The following is an 18,052-nucleotide window of genomic DNA, read 5'->3' as shown; positions in this document are numbered from 1 at the left end:
TTTGTACGCTCCTTTCTGGATAGAAGGATATGAACATTCTCAAAAGTTAGTTGGAAGAGCGTCTGAATATGTAGTAAATATAGAAGATGTAAAATTTTACCTTCTATTTCCAGATGTAAATATCAATATTTTAAACATTGTACTTCCAGAAGCAAAAAAAGAACATCTAAAAGTTTTAACACCAAAAGAAAAAGTTCCTTTTGTTGCTGCGCAATTAAACAGCAAAATAAGGCTGTCGAGTTTGCTGAAAGCTATACAATCAAACATTTGCTCATTGGTTAAAGCAGAAGCAGCCTCCATTTTATTATTCAAAGAAGATCATCTGGAATTTATGGTTACTGTGGGAGAAGCGAGTGGAAAAATAGAAAGTATACCTGTGCCAATGGAATCTATTGCAGGCACAATATTTCTTGAAGGAAAAGTCATGATTTTCAATGATTTAGAGTCAGAAAAGAAACATTTCAAAGGTGTAGACAAAGCAGCAAAGTTTATCACAAAAAATATAGTAGGTGCTCCTATATGGGCTGGAGAAAAAAAGGTAGGTGTAATCGAGGTCCTCAATAAGGATATGGGTTTTAGCAAAGAAGATGCTGAAGTTATAGAAATCTTTGCAGGATTAATTGGAAAAAAACTCCTTAGCACCTGGGAGTACGAAAGAATGAGCAGATTATTTAAAAACATAATTTTAGCAATAACTACGGCAATAGATAAACGTGATAAATATACTCATGATCATTCAAAAAACGTTGCAGACTATTCTTTGAAAATTGGTCAGGTTTTAGGTTTATCTGAGAATGATCTGGAAAAACTTGAAATCTCAGCTATATTACATGATGTGGGGAAAATTGGAGTTCCCGATGATATTTTACTCAAATCCGGGAAGCTAACTAAAGAAGAGTTTAAAGTCATACAGTCACATACAACTATTGGAGCAGAAATTATCTCAAAAATTAAGTACACCACAAAAGAGATAATATCAGGTGCCCTGGAACACCATGAAAAATTAGATGGTTCAGGTTATCCTAACGGAAAGAGCAACGGCGAAATATCTTTATACGGAAGAATAATAGGAGTTGCTGATATATACGACGCACTTGCAACAAAAAGACCATATAAAGAGCCATGGCCTAAAGAAAAAATTTTAAAAATCTTATTCGAAGACTCAGAAAAAGGAAAGTTAGACAAAAAAGTTGTATCTGCCCTGAAAAAAGCGCTTAAATAAAAAGAGGCCCTCCAAGGGCCTCTTTATTATCCTGGCTGGGAGGGGTGGATTCGAACCACCACTGGCGGATCCAGAGTCCGCAGTCCTGCCATTAGACGACCTCCCATAGTGTCCGTATCGTATTTTATCACAACTAAATAGAAAAATCAAGAGAATTGGGGCCCTGTTTCAAAAATCGTATAAGAATAAGAAAAATGAACTTGAAATATACAATTTTTTTATGAATTTCATGTGAATTTATGTAATTTTATCTAATTTTATCTAATTTTACATGGAATTATATAAAATTTGTATATTTTTATATGATTTTCTATGAAATTTGTAATATCATTCCACAACTGTGTAAAAAGAAAAATATATGCCACATACAGGTTGTACAATAAAAACTTTATTAGTGCCTGTATCCTTGCCATGTCCTCTCTGTAGGCGTATACATATCCCCCAAGCTTTGTTTTTATGTTTCCAAATAGTCCTTCTATTTCGTTCCTTTCTTTGTATTCTTCATAATCTACTTCTTTCCTGCCTATTGCTCTTTTTCTTATTTTTATTACCTCTTTTATTCCTCTTTTTTTCAGATACTCCCTCAACCATTTAACATCGTACAACTTGTCTGCTATGAATTTCTTTCCCTTGAGTTCTATCTTTTTCAATAGTTTTTTTAGAAGTTTTATTTCACTTGAATAAGCTTTTCCCACTTCCACATACTGAAAAAGTTTGTATTTTCCTTTTGTTAACACTACTTCACATCTAACGTGGTTCTTTATCTGTCTTACATATGTGCCTCTCATCCAGTTCAAGGTAGTATGTTTCTTAAACCCTATTCCTGTACCGTCTACTATAATACTCTCTATCTCACACTGGAGTGTGTCGTGTATGAAGTTTATAAGATGTTTTATAATCTCTTCTAATTGAAGAACCCTGTAATGAAAGTCCCTGAGTGATGGAACTTTGTTAAAGTACATTGTACCTATTTCTAATGTCTCTCTGAATGAAAGTCCCAACAGTTCTTTAAGAACTGCTAATGAAAGTATTAATACATCTGAATATTTCCTAGGCCTCCCCCTATTGGTAGATTTTTGGGGAAGTTGTGGTAAAATATTTTTGTAGAATTTTTGGATAAGTTTGAATATCTTCTTTATGTTTCTTCTTCTCATAGCAAGGGAGATTATAACATCTCCCTTGCTTTTTTTCTATACCTTTCCTTCCTATTTTTGAAACAGACCCAGAGAATTGGGGCCCTGTTTCAAAAATCGTATAAGAATAAGAAAAATGAACTTGAAATATACAATTTTTTTATGAATTTCATGTGAATTTATGCGTTTTTTCTAATTTTACATGGAATTATATAAAATTTGTATATTTTTATATGAATTTCTATAAAATTTGTAATATCAATACATAGCTTTGTAAAAAGAAAAATATATGCCACATACAGGTTGTACAATAAAAACTTTATTAGTGCCTGTATCCTTGCCATGTCCTCTCTGTAGGCGTATACATATCCCCCAAGCTTTGTTTTTATGTTTCCAAATAGTCCTTCTATTTCGTTCCTTTCTTTGTATTCTTCATAATCTACTTCTTTCCTGCCTATTGCTCTTTTTCTTATTTTTATTACCTCTTTTATTCCTCTTTTTTTCAGATACTCCCTCAACCATTTAACATCGTACAACTTGTCTGCTATGAATTTCTTTCCCTTGAGTTCTATCTTTTTCAATAGTTTTTTTAGAAGTTTTATTTCACTTGAATAAGCTTTTCCCACTTCCACATACTGAAAAAGTTTGTATTTTCCTTTTGTTAACACTACTTCACATCTAACGTGGTTCTTTATCTGTCTTACATATGTGCCTCTCATCCAGTTCAAGGTAGTATGTTTCTTAAACCCTATTCCTGTACCGTCTACTATAATACTCTCTATCTCACACTGGAGTGTGTCGTGTATGAAGTTTATAAGATGTTTTATAATCTCTTCTAACTGAAGAACCCTGTAATGAAAGTCCCTGAGTGATGGAACTTTGTTAAAGTACATTGTACCTATTTCTAATGTCTCTCTGAATGAAAGTCCCAACAGTTCTTTAAGAACTGCTAATGAAAGTATTAATACATCTGAATATTTCCTAGGCCTCCCCCTATTGGTAGATTTTTGGGGAAGTTGTGGTAAAATATTTTTGTAGAATTTTTGGATAAGTTTGAATATCTTCTTTATGTTTCTTCTTCTCATAGCAAGGGAGATTATAACATCTCCCTTGCTTTTTTTCTATACCTTTTCCTTCCTATTTTTGAAACAGACCCAGAGAATTGGGCTCTGTTTCAAAAATTGAATAAAAATAAGCTTGAAATACGTAAATTCATGTGAATTTATGTAATTTTATCTAATTTTATCTAATTTTATCTAATTTTACATGGAATTATATAAAATTTGTATATTTTTATATGAATTTCTATAAAATTCGTAATATCAATACATAGCTTTGTAAAAAGAAAAATATATGCCACATACAGGTTGTACAATAAAAACTTTATTAGTGCCAATTTAAATAGCCTGACTCCTATAGAGTATAGAAGCCGGGTTAAATAAGTCTTTTTTTATTTGTTTCACTTTCGGGGGGCAGTCCATTTTTTGTTTTTTGGGATGACATGAAAAAGGTGTCATTGAGGAATCTTGTATTTAGCGAAGGTTGGCGAGATTGGTAAAAGAATAAGATTCCTCACATTCGTTCGGAATGACAAAAAACAGTGAGAGTTAGCGAGGTTGGTAAAAAACAAGATCCTTCGCTACGCTCAGGATGACAAAAAAAGAAAATGTCATTCCGAGGAGCGTGAAGGCGATGAATCTTATAATCGGCAAGGTTTGTCTTGATGAACATAGTGATAAAGGATCTTGCGAGGGTTAATTTTTGATAAATAAAACCAACCGTTTGGCAAAAGCCAAACGGTTGGTTAAAACAGAGATAGATTTGCTATTATATTTTGAACTTGTTTACTCTTTCATACAATTTGTTAGCTACTTCAGAGAGTTCTTCTCCTGCGTTGCTTACTTGTTTTGCTATTTCTTCCTGTTGTTTTACTCCTGAAACTACTACTCCCATTTTATCGGAAATGTTCATAATATTTTTGCTTGCAACATCCATTGCGCTTGCCATTTCTTCTGCTGCGGCGCTTTGTTCCTGGGCAACTGCTGCAAGATTTTCAATTAATTCAGATATGTTGGTTATTTCCCCAAGAATTCCTCTTAAATTTTTCGCTATGCCTCTTGTTTCCTGACTTGCTTCATTGACGATGTCAACCATACTATCGGTTTCTTTTCTTACTGATTCTGCACCTTCTTGAATGCTTTTTAATATGTTTGTTATATTTTCAGTAGCAGTTTTACTTTCTTCTGCTAATTTCCTAATTTCATCTGCTACAACGGCAAAGCCTCTTCCAGCTTCTCCAGCTCTTGCCGCTTCAATCGCGGCATTTAACGCTAAAAGATTCGTTTGCTCTGCTATGCTTGAAATTGTTTCAACTATTTCCCCTATATTTTTGGCGTTGGATGACAGTTCTTCCACTTTGTTTGCCATGGTGGTTGAACGTTCTTTCATGTTTTCAATTGTTTTTACTATGGTATCAATAGCTTTTTCACTCTCCTGCGCGGCACTTGCAACCTGAGAAGCTTTATCTGTTAGATTTTGAGAGGTTTTAGATACATTCTGTGCACTTGCGGCCACTTCTTCAACGCCACTTGAAGTTTGTTCAATGGCGGATGAAGTGTTTTGAACTTCATAATTTATTTCTTCTATGTTGCTAACAAATGCTTTAACCTCTTCAACCTGTTTTTCAGCCACATTGTTCAGACTTTCAGAAGTGTTTTTCAGCCTATCCATTCCGCTTCCCACTTCACCTATAAGTTCTGAAAGATTTTCAACAGCGTTGTTTAAAGCTTTTGCCATTTTTCCCAGCTCATCTTTTGAGTTCCAGTCAACTCTTGTTGTTAAATCACCTTTTCCAAGATTTTCAACAGCTATCATAACTTTCTTTATAGGTTTTACAATACCAGAGCTCAAAGATGTTCCAAAGAGAAATGCCAGGATTATAACAGCTAATGAAACGCTGAGCAGTACTATCATAATTTTTGTAGCCCTTTCATTTACCGCCGCTTTTGTGGCTACTGAAACAAAAATCCAGTTATTGCTGAGTTTTGAAAAAGCGGCAATTCTTGTTTTGCCATCATCAAGTTTATAAGAAATTGTTCCTATTTTGCTGCTGCTATTTGAGATTTTTTTAAACCAGTCAGCTTCGGCTACGCTTTTTCCTATTTTTTCTGTATCAACGTGTAACAATGTCACTCCATTTTCTGAAAGAAGATAGCTATAACCCTCGTCTCCGAATTTAGCTGAAAGTAATGTATTTGCAAGATCAGCTGCGTTAAAATCTATTGCAACAACTCCAACAACTTTCCCGTTCGAAGTCACCGTTTTTGCAACTGTCATCACTATATTTTCAGACGCAGCATCGATATATGGTTCTGTAATTATCACCTTTCCCTTATTTTCCATGGCTTTTTTATACCATGGTCTTATTCTTGGATCATATCCTTCGGGAAGATCAACTTTTGGGTATATATAAAATCTACCATCTTCTAAACCAATGTATACATACAGAGCTTCTTTGTACTGCTCTTTTGCGTTCTGGAAAGTTTTTAACATCCATACATCTTCTCCATACTTATTTTCAAATACACCAACTACATTGGCATCTGTGGATAGAAATTTTACAAGGTGAGTGTATCCCATTAAAAAGCTTTCAAAACCCTGTGTTCCACTTTCTACAATAGATACAAGAGCCTGTTCACCTAAATCTCTACCTATCTTAAATGAGTTGTATATTGAAATGTATGAGACTATTGACAAAGGTATAACAGAGGCAACAAGAACCAGCAACCATAGTTTTGCTCTTACACTTAAGTTTTTGAACATTTTTTCACCTCCTCATAAGATACGGAATTTTTTAAAGATATTTTTCATTTTTTATGTGAAGATCTATTTGTGTGTACGGTATTTCTATGTTTTCTTTATCGAAGAGATTTTTTATTCGAAAGGCAAGAGAGTTAACAGCATCAAAATAATTGGCTCTTTCCACCCAGAAATAAACAGTAAAATCTATTGAGCTTGAACCAAACCTTTTGAAAGCCACGAAATTACTAACTGTATTGTTTTTTACAACAAGAGGTTCTTCATCAAGAGCTTGTTGGAGAATTTTTACTACTTTTTCAAGATTACAATCATAAGAGACACCTATTTCCATAGTAATTCGTCTTATTGGACCTGGCCAGAACTTTGTTACTATTCCGTTCCAGACAGCTCTATTGGGAACGTAAATAAGTTTTCCATCGAATGTTTTTATTAACGAATGATTCATTTTTATTTCCTGAACAGAACCTACTATACCATTTACATCTACAACTTCTCCTTCAAACAATTTTCGCGTTGTAATAACAAGTATTCCCGAAACAAAATTCGCTAAAGGCTCTTGAAGAGCAAGCCCAACGACAATACTTGATATTCCAAGTCCGGTTATGTAAGGGAGAAGGTCTACGTTCCATATACTCAGGAGTGCAAAAATGGCAAAAACTGCTATGATAATACCTATGAAAAATTGAACAGTTTTTGGTGCTCTTAAATCTTTTCCAAAAGTTTCTAAAGTTTTTTTGAGAACTTTTAATATGTATTTGTATATAAAAAGAGAAATAATGATTGTTATAAAACTCCAGAAAATTTTATCCCAGTTATTTAAAAGCCACTCCCCCATGGTTTGCCCCCAATTAACCATCCTATTTAATTTGTATTTATATTTTATCACAAAACGATGCGATATTTCAGTTATTTTATTTTAAATATTTTGTATAATCTAATTTCATTGCATTTCTCACTAATTCCATAGTTTTTTGTGCTTCTTCTTTTGCACGTTTATTTCCCTCGCAAATAACATCTTTTACGTACTCATTGGTTAACTTATCGTATCGTTCCCAGATTGGTTCAAGAGTTGATAACATATTTTTTAGTAGGAGTTTTTTACAGTCAACACAACCAATAGAGGCTGTTGTACAACCATTTTTTACCCATTGGGCATCTTCTTTTGTTATTCCAAAAGCCTTATGATAATCCCAGACAGGGCATTTTTCAGGTGTTCCAGGGTCAGTGCGCCTTTTTCTTGCTGGATCAGTTATCATTGGCATTATCTTTTTTCTCAGTTCTTCTTTAGTGGCAATTAACGGCACTATGTTTCCATAACTTTTGCTCATTTTTCTTCCGTCGACCCCTAACAATTTTGTGATTTTTGATAGTATTGGTTCTGGTTCAGGAAACACATTTTCATATAAATAATTGAATTTTCTGGCAATTTCTCGGGTCAGTTCTATATGATATACCTGATCTTCTCCAACTGGTACCCCGTCAGCTCTGTAAATTAAAATATCTGCAGCTTGTAATATAGGATAAATCAAAAAACCCGCATTTGATAAATCTTTATCACTCAGTTGTTGCTTTAATTCTTTGTACGTGGGAACTCTCTCAAGGCGAGACACGGACACGAACATGGAGAAAAGCAAAGTAAGTTCGGCGTGCTCTTTTATTTCTGATTGTATAAAAATTATGGATTTTTCGGGGTTAATTCCAGCTGCGATATAGCTTTTTGCAATTTCAAAAGAATTTTTTGTTATCTCTTCTGTATCGTTATAGTGCGTGGTAAGTGCATGCCAATCTGCAATAAAATAAAAACATTCGTTGCCCTCTTCCTGAAGCTTTATCCAGGAATTTAATGCACCAAAAAGGTGTCCTATATGAAGTTTTCCTGTAGGTCGCATGCCGCTTAGTATTCGCAAATTAATCCCTCCCAAATACTTTTACTATTTTTTCCCTTTTTTCTTTTTTCCTTTTGAAGTGTCTTTTCCTTCAAGCTTTTCATACACTTTTCTTAGTTCTTTGGTGACATAATAATTCACACTGCCTCTTGGATATGTACCTCTGGATGACAATTTTCCCGCGGGGAGCTCAGTTAGAATTTCAAGTGCTTCATCAACAGTTTTTACTGCCCAAATATTAAATTTGCCAAGTTTTATATCTTTTAAAATTTCATCATTTAATACGAGGTTTTTTACGTTAGCTTCAGGTATTATAACGCCATGCTCACCGTTTAATCCACGATATTTACATAGTCTATAAAATCCTTCAACTTTTTCATTTACCCCACCTATTGGCTGAACAATTCCATGCTGATTTATAGAACCTGTTATAGCTATTGATTGTTTTATAGGGATTTTTGATATAGCAGAAATAATGGCTATTGTTTCGGCAAGAGAAGCACTGTCTCCTTCTACAACAGCATAAACCTGTTCAAAACTTATTGAGACTCCAAGAGAAAATGGGATTTCATTGGCATATTTACTTCCTAAATAGCCTATTAAAGTCATTACTGCTTTACTGTGAATATTTCCACTTAAATCTGATTCCCTTTGAATGTCTATTATACCAATGTTACCTACATATGATTTTGCTGTAATTTTTACAGGCAGGCCGAAAGAATAATCTCCAAGATGTGTCACAGTAAGACCGTTTACCTGTCCAACTTCTCTGCCATCTGTTTCTATCATTATTTCATATTTTCTCAAGGATTTGTCGTATTTTTCTCTTATAAGACTTACCCGATTTTCATAAGCCTCTAAAGCATTGTCTACATCTTTTTTACTGACGATTTTTGCGTTTCTTAGGGTAGCTTTATAATCTGCTTCCACCATTAGGTTAACTATCTCCCCCATTTTCATCGATAATTTTTCTCTGCTTCCTGAAAGACGCATAGAATACCAGATTATTCTCTGAAGGGCTTTATTAGAAAAGGGTTTGAGCTGGTTATTTTTGATGACGCTGGATATAAAGGAATAGTACTCTTTTACGTTTTTTTGAGTAACATCTATTTCCCAATCAAACTCTACTTTTACTTTAAATAATTTTTTAAAGTCTTCGTCATACTCGTACAATAGATAATATATCTCTGGGGTTCCAACCATTATTATTTTTAATTTTGCATCAACTGGTTCGGGTTTTAAAGATACTGTAGGGTTAAAACCGTATGCCATGTCTACGTTTTCAATCAGGATTTTTTCAGTTAAAAGTGTTTTTTTCAATTTATCCCAAACATAAGGGTATTTCAAAATTTCTTCCGCGTTTATTATTAAATATCCACCATTTGCTTTATGTATAGCACCGCCGCGAATCATAGTAAAATCTGTGTATAAAACACCTAATTTTGAAATATATTCTATTTTTCCAAAAAGATTTGGATAGGTCGGATTTTTTTCAAATATTACAGGAGCTCCTTGAACTTCAGAATTATCTACCAAAAGGTTAATATTCAACATATGCTTTATATATTCTTTTCCTTCTTCAGAGCCTTTTATCTTTTCTATATTATTTATAAAATGATCTTTGAGTTTTTCCAGATAATCAACTAGTTTTGGATAATTTTTATACTTGACTTTTAATTTTTCAAAAACCTCTTCGATTGCAAAAAGAGAAGCGTATTTATCCAGATCTTTCAGTTTTTCAGAGTAATTTGAATCTACCTTTCTAAGTTTGTGAAGTGTCCCTGAGATTAAATGATCAACCTTTTTTGCCTCTTCTTCATAATATTGCTTTTTTTCATCGGGAAGTTCCTCATATTGCTCTTTTGAAATAGGTTTTCCATCCAGTGCTGGCATGTAGATAAAGCCAGTTGGTGTTAATTTTACTATAAAACCTAATTTGAGAGCTTTTTCCTGTAAATCTTTTAAGATTTTTTCTCTTACTTCTCTGTATTCATCTTCAAGTTCTTTTTTCCTGTGCTCATATTCATCACTTTCAAAAACGCTTTTTAGCCTTACAAAAATTTCTTCGGAAATTTTTGACATTTCACGCTTTAGTTCTTTCCCATATCCAGCGGGTAATTCTATTGCTTTAGCAGAGTAAGGATTGTCGAGATCAACAACATATATTAAATCTTCCTGCTTTTTTTTATTTTTGGCAAAACTTTTTACTAATTCAAGTACAAATGACTTTCTTCCAGTTCCAGATGGCCCGACAACAAAGATATTGTAGCCTTTAGAATCTATTGAAAGTCCAAAGTTTATAGCATCCCAGGCCTTTTTTTGTCCTATAAAAGATTCGCAAGGAGTTATTTGATCAGATGTTTTTGTTTTTGGAAATGTGTTATTGGGTAATATTAATTCTTCATATTTCAGAAGTTTCATATTCTACCCCTCTCTTAACAAACTCATAATCCCCTTGAGTTAGACTTATTCCAAAAACAGCGCTTCCTGAGCCTGTTAAAGCTGCAGCAATACAATTACGCTTGAGTTTTTTTAAGTTTCCATCTATTTCTTCATAGACAGGTAAAAGTACATGCTCAAAAATGTTATATGTACATTTACTTATTTGTGAAAGATTTCTGTAAAAATAAGCTTCGTAGAGTTCATAAACTTCGCAGGTGCTTTTTTTGAAATGTTTTTCTTTCAACGTGGCGTACGCGTCTCTGGTGGAAATTCCTTCTTTGGCTACAAGAAGCCTTACCTTATAACCGCTTAGCGGTTTTAATTTTTCTATAATATGTCCCTTGCCTTTTACTATCGCGGTACCTCCATATAAGAAAAATGGGACATCGCTTCCTACAATAGCAGCAACCTTTAACAGTTGATGCTCCGGGATTTTCATTGTGTCTCCAAGAAATCTTAAAAGTGCAGCCGCATCTGCACTTCCTCCACCCAGACCGGCTTTTATAGGGATTCGTTTCTCAAGAATAATTTTTACTCCAAAATCTGGAGTTCCAAGCTGGTTTGCAAAAATATTCCAGGTTCTGTACAATATGTTATTTTCGATGTGCTCATTTGTTTCAATTTCTATTCCTTTATCTTTTTTCTCTATATAAAGAGTGTCATATAGGGAGATATTTTGAAATAGAGAAATTATATCGTGATAGCCGTCTTTTCTTCTTCCTATAACATCTAAATAAAGGTTTATTTTTGCATATGCCCTAAGTGTTTTACTACCGCTTTGCTCCATCCTTCCATCTCCTTGTTATAAATTTCCGGAGCTTCTGAAAAGATTTCAATAAATTTATCTTTCTCAACAAGTCCATAATATTCTATTTCTGCCTCGTAGCACACTCCAACGTGAACTCTGCTCACAGCGTTATCTGTTATATTTATAACTCCTATATAATTCATGTTTAAGACTTTTACGTTGACTTCTTCTGCTATCTCTCGCTGCATTCCTTTTTTGAATGCATCTATGGGATTTAAAGAGTCATCTGTATTTATGTGTCCTCCTACACCTATAGTAATTTTACCGTGAAGCCTTTTTTCACCTTGAGCGCTTGTTCGTTTGAATAAGAGATATTTATTGTTCTCTTTGAGTAAAATGTAAGGTATAACCTGTCTTATTGTTTCATCAAATTCTGCTTTTTCTCTGTCAATAAAAAAACCCGCTTCTTTTATCAATTTTAAAATTTCTACCTCTTCTACCTCAACAAGTCCAATTTTTCCGTTACAAAGTTTGATTACATCATCTGTTGGAACTACTAAAACTTTCTCATTTTCGTATGCCATAATGTCTATCCTCCTATTTTTTCTATATCCATTTTCAAAAGTTTAATTGCAGTTTCTGAATCGATTTCAGAAGCTATAACGCCTATTCCAGCGAATATATAATATTTATCTCTAAAGATTTCTACTTTATATTGAGGCAACAATTCCATAGGGTGCATTCTGGATAAATTGTTGATAGTATTCATTATTTGTTTGGCATATTTTGAGCGACTGAGAAAACCTCCTGTTCCAAACAAATATTTTACAGCAGTTAGGTCTTTACCTTCAGCTACTAATTTTCTTCCGAAAGGAGTATAAAGATGTTTTTTCTTTCCAACGTGTCTTCTGAGACCTTGCTGGAAGCAGTATAATGCAAGTTTTGAAATAAAGTATTCATCTCTTTCTGTTTTCGGGTAAGGTGAAATTCTGTTTACAAGGTTATCGTAATCTTCGAACTCTTTTTTTAGATTAGCCTCTCCAATTAGATCAATAACATTATGAGCGTTTACAAACAATCCAAGATCTCCTTCAACTGTTCGTTTAGCAACAGGTTCAGGAGAAATCATTATTTCTTGAATTTCATTACTGCCTTCAGTTACAGAATCAACATCTGTTGTGGCTCCTCCAATATCTATTGTTACAACATCACCAAACATTTTGTTAAGAAGTTCTGTGGTTTTCATAACGGCTCCTGGGGTGGGTAAAAGATTGTAATCAACAATTTCATAAATTTTTTCCATTCCAGGGGCGCGTGTTATATGCTCTGCAAAAACATTTTTAACAATGTTTCTTGTTGGTTCCACATTTAGCTCATCTATTTTGGGATACACATTTTCTGTAATAAAAACCTTTTTTCCCGCGCTGTTTAAAATATATTCAACGTGTTCGGCGGCTGCTACATTTCCAGCGTATATTATTGGAATATCGAGAGGAAGTGAAGCAAGAAGCTTTGCGTTATGAATGACTGTGTCTTTTTCTCCATAATCAACTCCTCCAGCTAAAAGAATTAATTTTGGGTTGATCTTTTTGATTTTTTCAAGATGAAACTCATCCATCTTTCCCGCTGTTACATACTTTATAACAGCACCAGCGCCAAGAGCGGCTTCTCTTGCAGCGCGAACAGTCATATCATAAACAAGTCCGTGCACAGTCATTTTTAAACCACCAGCTGCACTGCTTGTTGCAGCAAATTTTTCCCAATCAAGATTTTCAACACCAAGCTTTTTTTTCAAGCTTTTTATAGCATTTTCTATTCCTATTGTTACATCTCCCTGGTCTACAGTTGTCCAGTGCTCGCTTTGAGCAAGTATCTCTGGATTATCTCCGATTCCAGAAAAAGCGGTAACAACTGTCGTGGTTGAACCAATTTCAGCGAATATCAGATCTACTTTCACAAAATCCCTCCATCTTTTAATAAAAATCACTATTTAAATTTTATCACAAATATTAGTAAAAATGGCAGGACCTGTCCTGAGGAGTGAAACGATGAAAGAACTTGCAAAGGTGGCGAGAGTTAGCGAGAGTTAGAAAAATAAGATCCCTCGTCATTACATTCCTCGGGATGACATCCCCTTCGTCGCTTTCGCTCCTCAGGATGACATCCCCCTCGTTACTTCGTTCCTCGGGATGACATATTCTTCGCTGCGCTCAGGATGACAAAAGAAGGCAAATGTCATTCTAAGGAGCAAGAAAGCGAGAAATCAACCATCTATGTCATTCCGAGGAGCGTATGCGACGAGGAATCTTATAATTAGCGAGGCTAGCGAGGTTAGCAAGAGTTGGCGAGATTGGCAAAAAATATCCTCCGCTACGCTCAGTATGACATCTTACCTCTTTGTCATTCCGAGGAACGTAGTGACGAGGAATCTTAATTTGGTGATGTTAGCGAAAGTTAGTTTAAATAATGGAAGCAGTTTTTTTCAATCTAATCATCAATATTATAGAGACAAAAGATATAAGTGCTCTAAAAATCAGCAATATAAGAAAAACATTTTCAATATTTGGTTTAAACAATGCTGCTATGATCCACCACAATGGATTTTCATTTAAAAGGTAAGCAATTAGTATTCCTATACTATTTTTTCTTTTATGGTAAACTATTGTGAAGAGCAAACCAAAAAATACAATATCGAACAAATCAAACTTGCCAGATAAAAGGGGAGCGTTGTACAAGCCACTCCACAAAATTACGATCAGTGTTAATTTGAGTTTTAATGGAAAACTATTCATAAGTTCATAAGGGAACGCTTGCCAGAAGGAAAACGAAATAATTCCTGTTAAAGTCCATAAAATTATGGCAAAAAACAACGATTGGAACGACACATCTTCCATGTTAATCCAGGAAGGTTTTGCGGCAACTAACATGGCATTTATCCCTGCAACTTTTACCCCAATAAGCCAGGATAAAAGAATTGGTATTGAAAAAGCTTCCGCTAATAAAAAACTTGAAAACGTATTCTTCTTTCTAATTCCAAGCGTTGCAAAAAAAGTTTTATCATTTTTGTTTATCTTAATTATTGTGTATATAACGGCAAACATCATAAGCAATACTACTGAATTTAAAAGCAGTGTTCCAGAAATTGTTTTTGGTTTGAAAAATTTGTGAAAAGCGGGAACTGCAACATAGGAAATTGTGTATACCAGTATATAAAAAAATACCAAACTGTTTAGAAGTTTTTTATCTGACATTATTTCCTCCCTGCACCTGACATTTTAAACACAAAAGAGGAGCGTAATGCCCCTCTTTCAATAATACAGAAAATATTCTAATCACTGATTAATACCACAATTATATCATTTACATTTGTGCCGGTTGGACCGGTAATCAACAAATCTCCAGACGATTTTAATGCATTATATGAATCGTTATTTTCTAAATATTTTACAGGATTTACACCAGAATTTTTCATTCGCTGAACTGAGTCGCCATCAATGATTCCACCGGCAGCATCTGTTGGTCCATCTGTCCCATCTGTTCCAACCGATGCCAGAACGACATTTTTCATTCCGGCTATGTCCAGCGCAGCTGCCAGTGCAAGCTCTTGATTTCTTCCACCAACACCATTTCCTCTGACCTGCACAGTTGTTTCTCCTCCGAAAATTAGTGCTGCTGGAACACCAACTGGTCTGTTATTTTTAATAACTTCTTTCGCAATTGACATTATAAATTTTGCTGCTTCTCTTGCCTCACCTTGCAAAGTTGTGGTGAATATCATAGGATTATAGCCAAGCTCTATGGCTTTTGAAGCAGCTGCCTGGCACACTTTTTCTACATTTCCTATTATTGTATGTGTTGCATTATTTACACTTTTTGGTGTTTCTCTTAGAATAACTTGTTTTATGTTTTCATCTATGTTTATCTTATACTTTTTTAAAATTAACAGTGCGTCCTCAGAAGTTGTTGAGTCTGGATAAGCCGGGCCAGAGGCTATCATGTCAAGCCTGTCACCAAGAACATCAGATAGCACCAGAACTTTAAGCTTTGCAGGCGCTACATGTTCTGCAAATCTTCCGCCTTTTACCTGAGAGAGATGTTTTCGTACAGTGTTAAGTTCGTATATATTGGCACCTGATTTCATGAGTTTATCCGTTATTTTCATTATGTTTTCAAGAGTTACTCCTTCAGCTGGTTTTTCAAAGAGCGCTGAACCGCCACCTGATACAAGGAACAAAACAGTATCATTTTCACTTAAATTTGAAACCATTTTTAATACTTCATCAGTTGCTTTTATCGTATTTTCATCTGGTAAAGGATGGCCAGCTTCATATATAATGAATTTTTCAATATTACCCTCACTATGACCGTATTTTGTTATGACAATACCTTTTTTGATACACTTTCCAAGAACATCGGCGGTGGCTTTTGCCATCCTCCATGAAGCCTTTCCTATAGCCACAACGTAAACGTTGTTCAATTGTAAATTATTCAATTCTTCTTTTACCGCTACATCTGGCAAAACTTTTTCGATGGAATATTTTATTATTTCTGATATTTCCTGCCTCATCTTTTGTGATTTTGTCATATAAATAACCTCCTGATTTTATACAACGGCAAAACTTATTATCCACACAATTACCGCTGCAGCAAGACCTTCAAAAAGGGTTCCCAGGGTCTGCAACCTGTATCCAAGTTTAATGTCCATTCTGGAGAATTGAGTTACCACCCAGAAGTAACTATCATTTGCATGGGACACAACCATGGAACCAGCACCAATTGCTACAACTACCAATGCTTTTATCGCTGTGCTTGTAAATCCAAGCGGTTCCATAAGTGGAGCCATAAGCGATGCTGTTGTTATTATTGCAACAGTTGAAGACCCCTGGGCGGTTTTTATTCCCGCCGCTATTATAAAAGGAAGCCATATTCCAAGATTTGCCTGCGCAAGTGTATCACCAATAACCTGTGCTATACCGGAATTTTGAAGAACCTTACCAAAAGCGCCACCTGCTGCTGTTATAAGTATTATTATAGCAGAATTAATAAGACCTTCACCAACCCAACCGCTTGTTGAAAGCATTTCTTTTTTCAGCTTTTTTGGAAGGGTAAAGGCGATTAACACACCTATAAGCAGAGCAGTTATTGGATGTCCAATAAAGCCTATAATAGATCTGAAAAGGCCGTCGCCAAAAGGTCTTCCAGGAAGATCAGAAATAGATTTAAAAAGAATAAGAATTATTGGAAGAACTATAGGAGTAAAAGCTTTGAAGGAAGAAGGTGCATCTTCCATTTTCTTTTTTATATCAGCTTCGGATAGTTCTGGATCTGGATCTATTTTTATTTTCTTACCAGAATTTACAGCAAACAGCCATCCAACAATAAGTGCAGGAATGGATACAAGCAAGCCAAACAGGATAACGACTCCAAGATCTGCTCCAAGGATTCCAGCAGCGGCAATCGGACCAGGTGTAGGAGGTACCATTGTATGTGTTGCGTATAATCCTAAGCTAAGAGCTATAGCGCTTGCTGCAAGTGAAATCCCTGCACGTTTTGAAAGAGCCTTATTAAGTGGACTTAATATAACAAATCCTGAATCACAAAAAACAGGTATTGATACAATATAACCTATAATTCCCATGGCAAGTGGTACGTTCTTTTTGCCTGTAATTTTAAGAACACTTTCCGCCATGGTGTATGCCCCTCCAGATTTTTCGAGAAAGGTGCCTATGATTGTTCCTGCAACAATCACAATACCAATTGCTCCAAGTGTGCCACCAAACCCCTGCTTAATCGAATTTATAATATCCACTGGTTTCATGCCTGCAAGAAGTCCAAACGCAAACGCAGCAAACAATAATGACAGGAATGGATGAAGACGCCATTTAACGGTAGAAACAACAATGAAAAATACTGACAACAGTAACAAAATAACCAGCCACATCCCCGCAGCACCTCCCCAATATGTTTTTGCTTCACATGGTTAGTTACCATGTGATTGTTTATAACCTGATTTATTAAAAGTCCATTTAAATTTTAACACAATTATTAGTAAAAATGGCAGGGCCTGTCCTGAGCACGAAGTGCGAAGGATCTTGCGAGATTGGCGAGGTTAGCAAGATTAGCGAGAGTTGGCAAGATTAGCAAGATTGGCGAGGTTAGCGAGGTTAGCGAGAGTTGGTAAAAAACAGGATTCCTCACGTTCGTTCGGAATGACAATAAGGAATAAGATCCTTCGTCACTCCGTTCCTCAGGATGACATCCCCTTCGCTATGCTCAGGATGACAAAAAAAAGAAAATATCATTCCAAGGAACGCAGTGATGAGGAATTTCCCCACACCTGTCATTCCGAGGAACGAAGTGACGAGGAATCTTAATATTAGCAAGATTAACGAGGTTGGACTCTTCCTTTCTGTCATTCTGAGCGTTTAGCGTGAGGAATCTTGATTTAACGAAGTTGGCAAGGTTAGCACGTGTTAGTAAAATAAGATCCTTCGTCGCTGACGCTCCTCAGGATGACATGAAAGAGGTGTCATTTCGAGGAACGAAGTGACGAGGAATCTTAAAATTAACGAGGCTGGAGATAATTGTACTAAAACTTTCTAAATTTCCTTGTTTTCTATTTGCATCATTTTTTCTAATTTTATTACCCGTGATTCGAGCTGGTTGACTTTCTCTTCTAACTCTTTGTTAGTCAATTTCCCCCGCAATTTTTTAGCAACCATTTCAGGAAGATCAAGAACTTCAACCAAAAAGATTGCTGCAATAAAACCACCTATTATTCCCCACATAATTTATTACCCCC

At 35.1% G+C, this 18,052-nt stretch carries 14 protein-coding genes and 1 tRNA gene; 1 reads left to right on the top strand and 14 read right to left on the bottom strand.

The features are described 5' to 3' along the window. The first annotated feature begins 1 nt into the window (after position 1). Positions 2–1,222 carry an HD-GYP domain-containing protein gene (locus JYK00_RS01215; RefSeq protein ID WP_207566910.1) on the top strand — a complete coding sequence of 407 codons (1,221 nt, stop codon included), beginning with the start codon at positions 2–4 and terminating at the stop codon, positions 1,220–1,222. Positions 1,223–1,254: 32 nt separating this feature from the next. On the opposite strand, the gene JYK00_RS01210 is transcribed toward JYK00_RS01215, so the two are convergent. The 14 genes from JYK00_RS01210 to JYK00_RS01145 all read right to left on the bottom strand — a co-directional run bounded on the left by JYK00_RS01210 (position 1,255) and on the right by JYK00_RS01145 (position 18,038). Continuing rightward, positions 1,255–1,328 (bottom strand) — tRNA-Gln (locus JYK00_RS01210). 151 nt (positions 1,329–1,479) lie between these two features. Continuing rightward, a complete protein-coding gene (locus tag JYK00_RS01205) occupies positions 1,480–2,376 on the bottom strand; it encodes a transposase (RefSeq protein ID WP_207566909.1) in 897 nt (298 codons plus the stop codon). 158 nt (positions 2,377–2,534) lie between these two features. Then, a complete protein-coding gene (locus JYK00_RS01200; protein ID WP_207566908.1) occupies positions 2,535–3,440 on the bottom strand; it encodes a transposase in 906 nt (301 codons plus the stop codon). A 742-nt stretch (positions 3,441–4,182) separates the two neighbouring features. Then, positions 4,183–6,177: a methyl-accepting chemotaxis protein gene (locus JYK00_RS01195; RefSeq protein WP_207566907.1), complete on the bottom strand. Its 1,995-nt coding sequence runs from the start codon at positions 6,175–6,177 to the stop codon at positions 4,183–4,185. Between the two features lie 31 nt (positions 6,178–6,208). Then, positions 6,209–7,009, bottom strand: a complete 801-nt coding sequence (locus JYK00_RS01190; RefSeq protein WP_207566906.1) for a mechanosensitive ion channel family protein — start codon at positions 7,007–7,009, stop codon at positions 6,209–6,211. A gap of 76 nt (positions 7,010–7,085) precedes the next feature. Further along, positions 7,086–8,081: a tryptophan--tRNA ligase gene (gene trpS / locus JYK00_RS01185; protein ID WP_207566905.1), complete on the bottom strand. Its 996-nt coding sequence runs from the start codon at positions 8,079–8,081 to the stop codon at positions 7,086–7,088. A gap of 24 nt (positions 8,082–8,105) precedes the next feature. Next, entirely contained in the window at positions 8,106–10,481 is a 2,376-nt protein-coding gene (locus JYK00_RS01180) for a Lon protease family protein (RefSeq protein WP_207566904.1), read from the bottom strand. Then, positions 10,462–11,289, bottom strand: a complete 828-nt coding sequence (gene ispE / locus JYK00_RS01175; protein ID WP_207566903.1) for a 4-(cytidine 5'-diphospho)-2-C-methyl-D-erythritol kinase — start codon at positions 11,287–11,289, stop codon at positions 10,462–10,464. Before ispE ends, JYK00_RS01180 begins: the two co-directional genes overlap by 20 nt. Continuing rightward, entirely contained in the window at positions 11,244–11,834 is a 591-nt protein-coding gene (locus tag JYK00_RS01170) for an NUDIX hydrolase (RefSeq protein ID WP_207566902.1), read from the bottom strand. Before JYK00_RS01170 ends, ispE begins: the two co-directional genes overlap by 46 nt. Before the next feature lie 5 nt (positions 11,835–11,839). Beyond that, positions 11,840–13,207 (bottom strand): GlmL-related ornithine degradation protein, encoded by a 1,368-nt coding sequence (locus JYK00_RS01165; RefSeq protein WP_207566901.1) that lies wholly within the window; start codon positions 13,205–13,207, stop codon positions 11,840–11,842. A 502-nt stretch (positions 13,208–13,709) separates the two neighbouring features. After that, a complete protein-coding gene (locus JYK00_RS01160) occupies positions 13,710–14,501 on the bottom strand; it encodes a hypothetical protein (protein WP_207566900.1) in 792 nt (263 codons plus the stop codon). Positions 14,502–14,578: 77 nt separating this feature from the next. Further along, the gene (locus JYK00_RS01155) at positions 14,579–15,835 is read right to left on the bottom strand and encodes a glycerate kinase type-2 family protein (protein WP_207566899.1); all 1,257 of its coding nucleotides are present in this window, start codon (positions 15,833–15,835) and stop codon (positions 14,579–14,581) included. Between the two features lie 18 nt (positions 15,836–15,853). Then, a complete protein-coding gene (locus JYK00_RS01150) occupies positions 15,854–17,191 on the bottom strand; it encodes a GntP family permease (RefSeq protein ID WP_207566898.1) in 1,338 nt (445 codons plus the stop codon). A 658-nt stretch (positions 17,192–17,849) separates the two neighbouring features. After that, complete coding sequence (locus tag JYK00_RS01145) at positions 17,850–18,038, bottom strand: hypothetical protein (protein WP_207566897.1); 189 nt, start codon at positions 18,036–18,038, stop codon at positions 17,850–17,852. Positions 18,039–18,052: the final 14 nt, after the last annotated feature.

This window comes from Thermosipho ferrireducens, from assembly GCF_017358165.1.
In the GTDB taxonomy this organism is placed as follows: Bacteria; Thermotogota; Thermotogae; order Thermotogales; family Fervidobacteriaceae; genus Thermosipho_B; species Thermosipho_B ferrireducens.
This window is presented reverse-complemented; position numbering and strand designations above follow the sequence as displayed.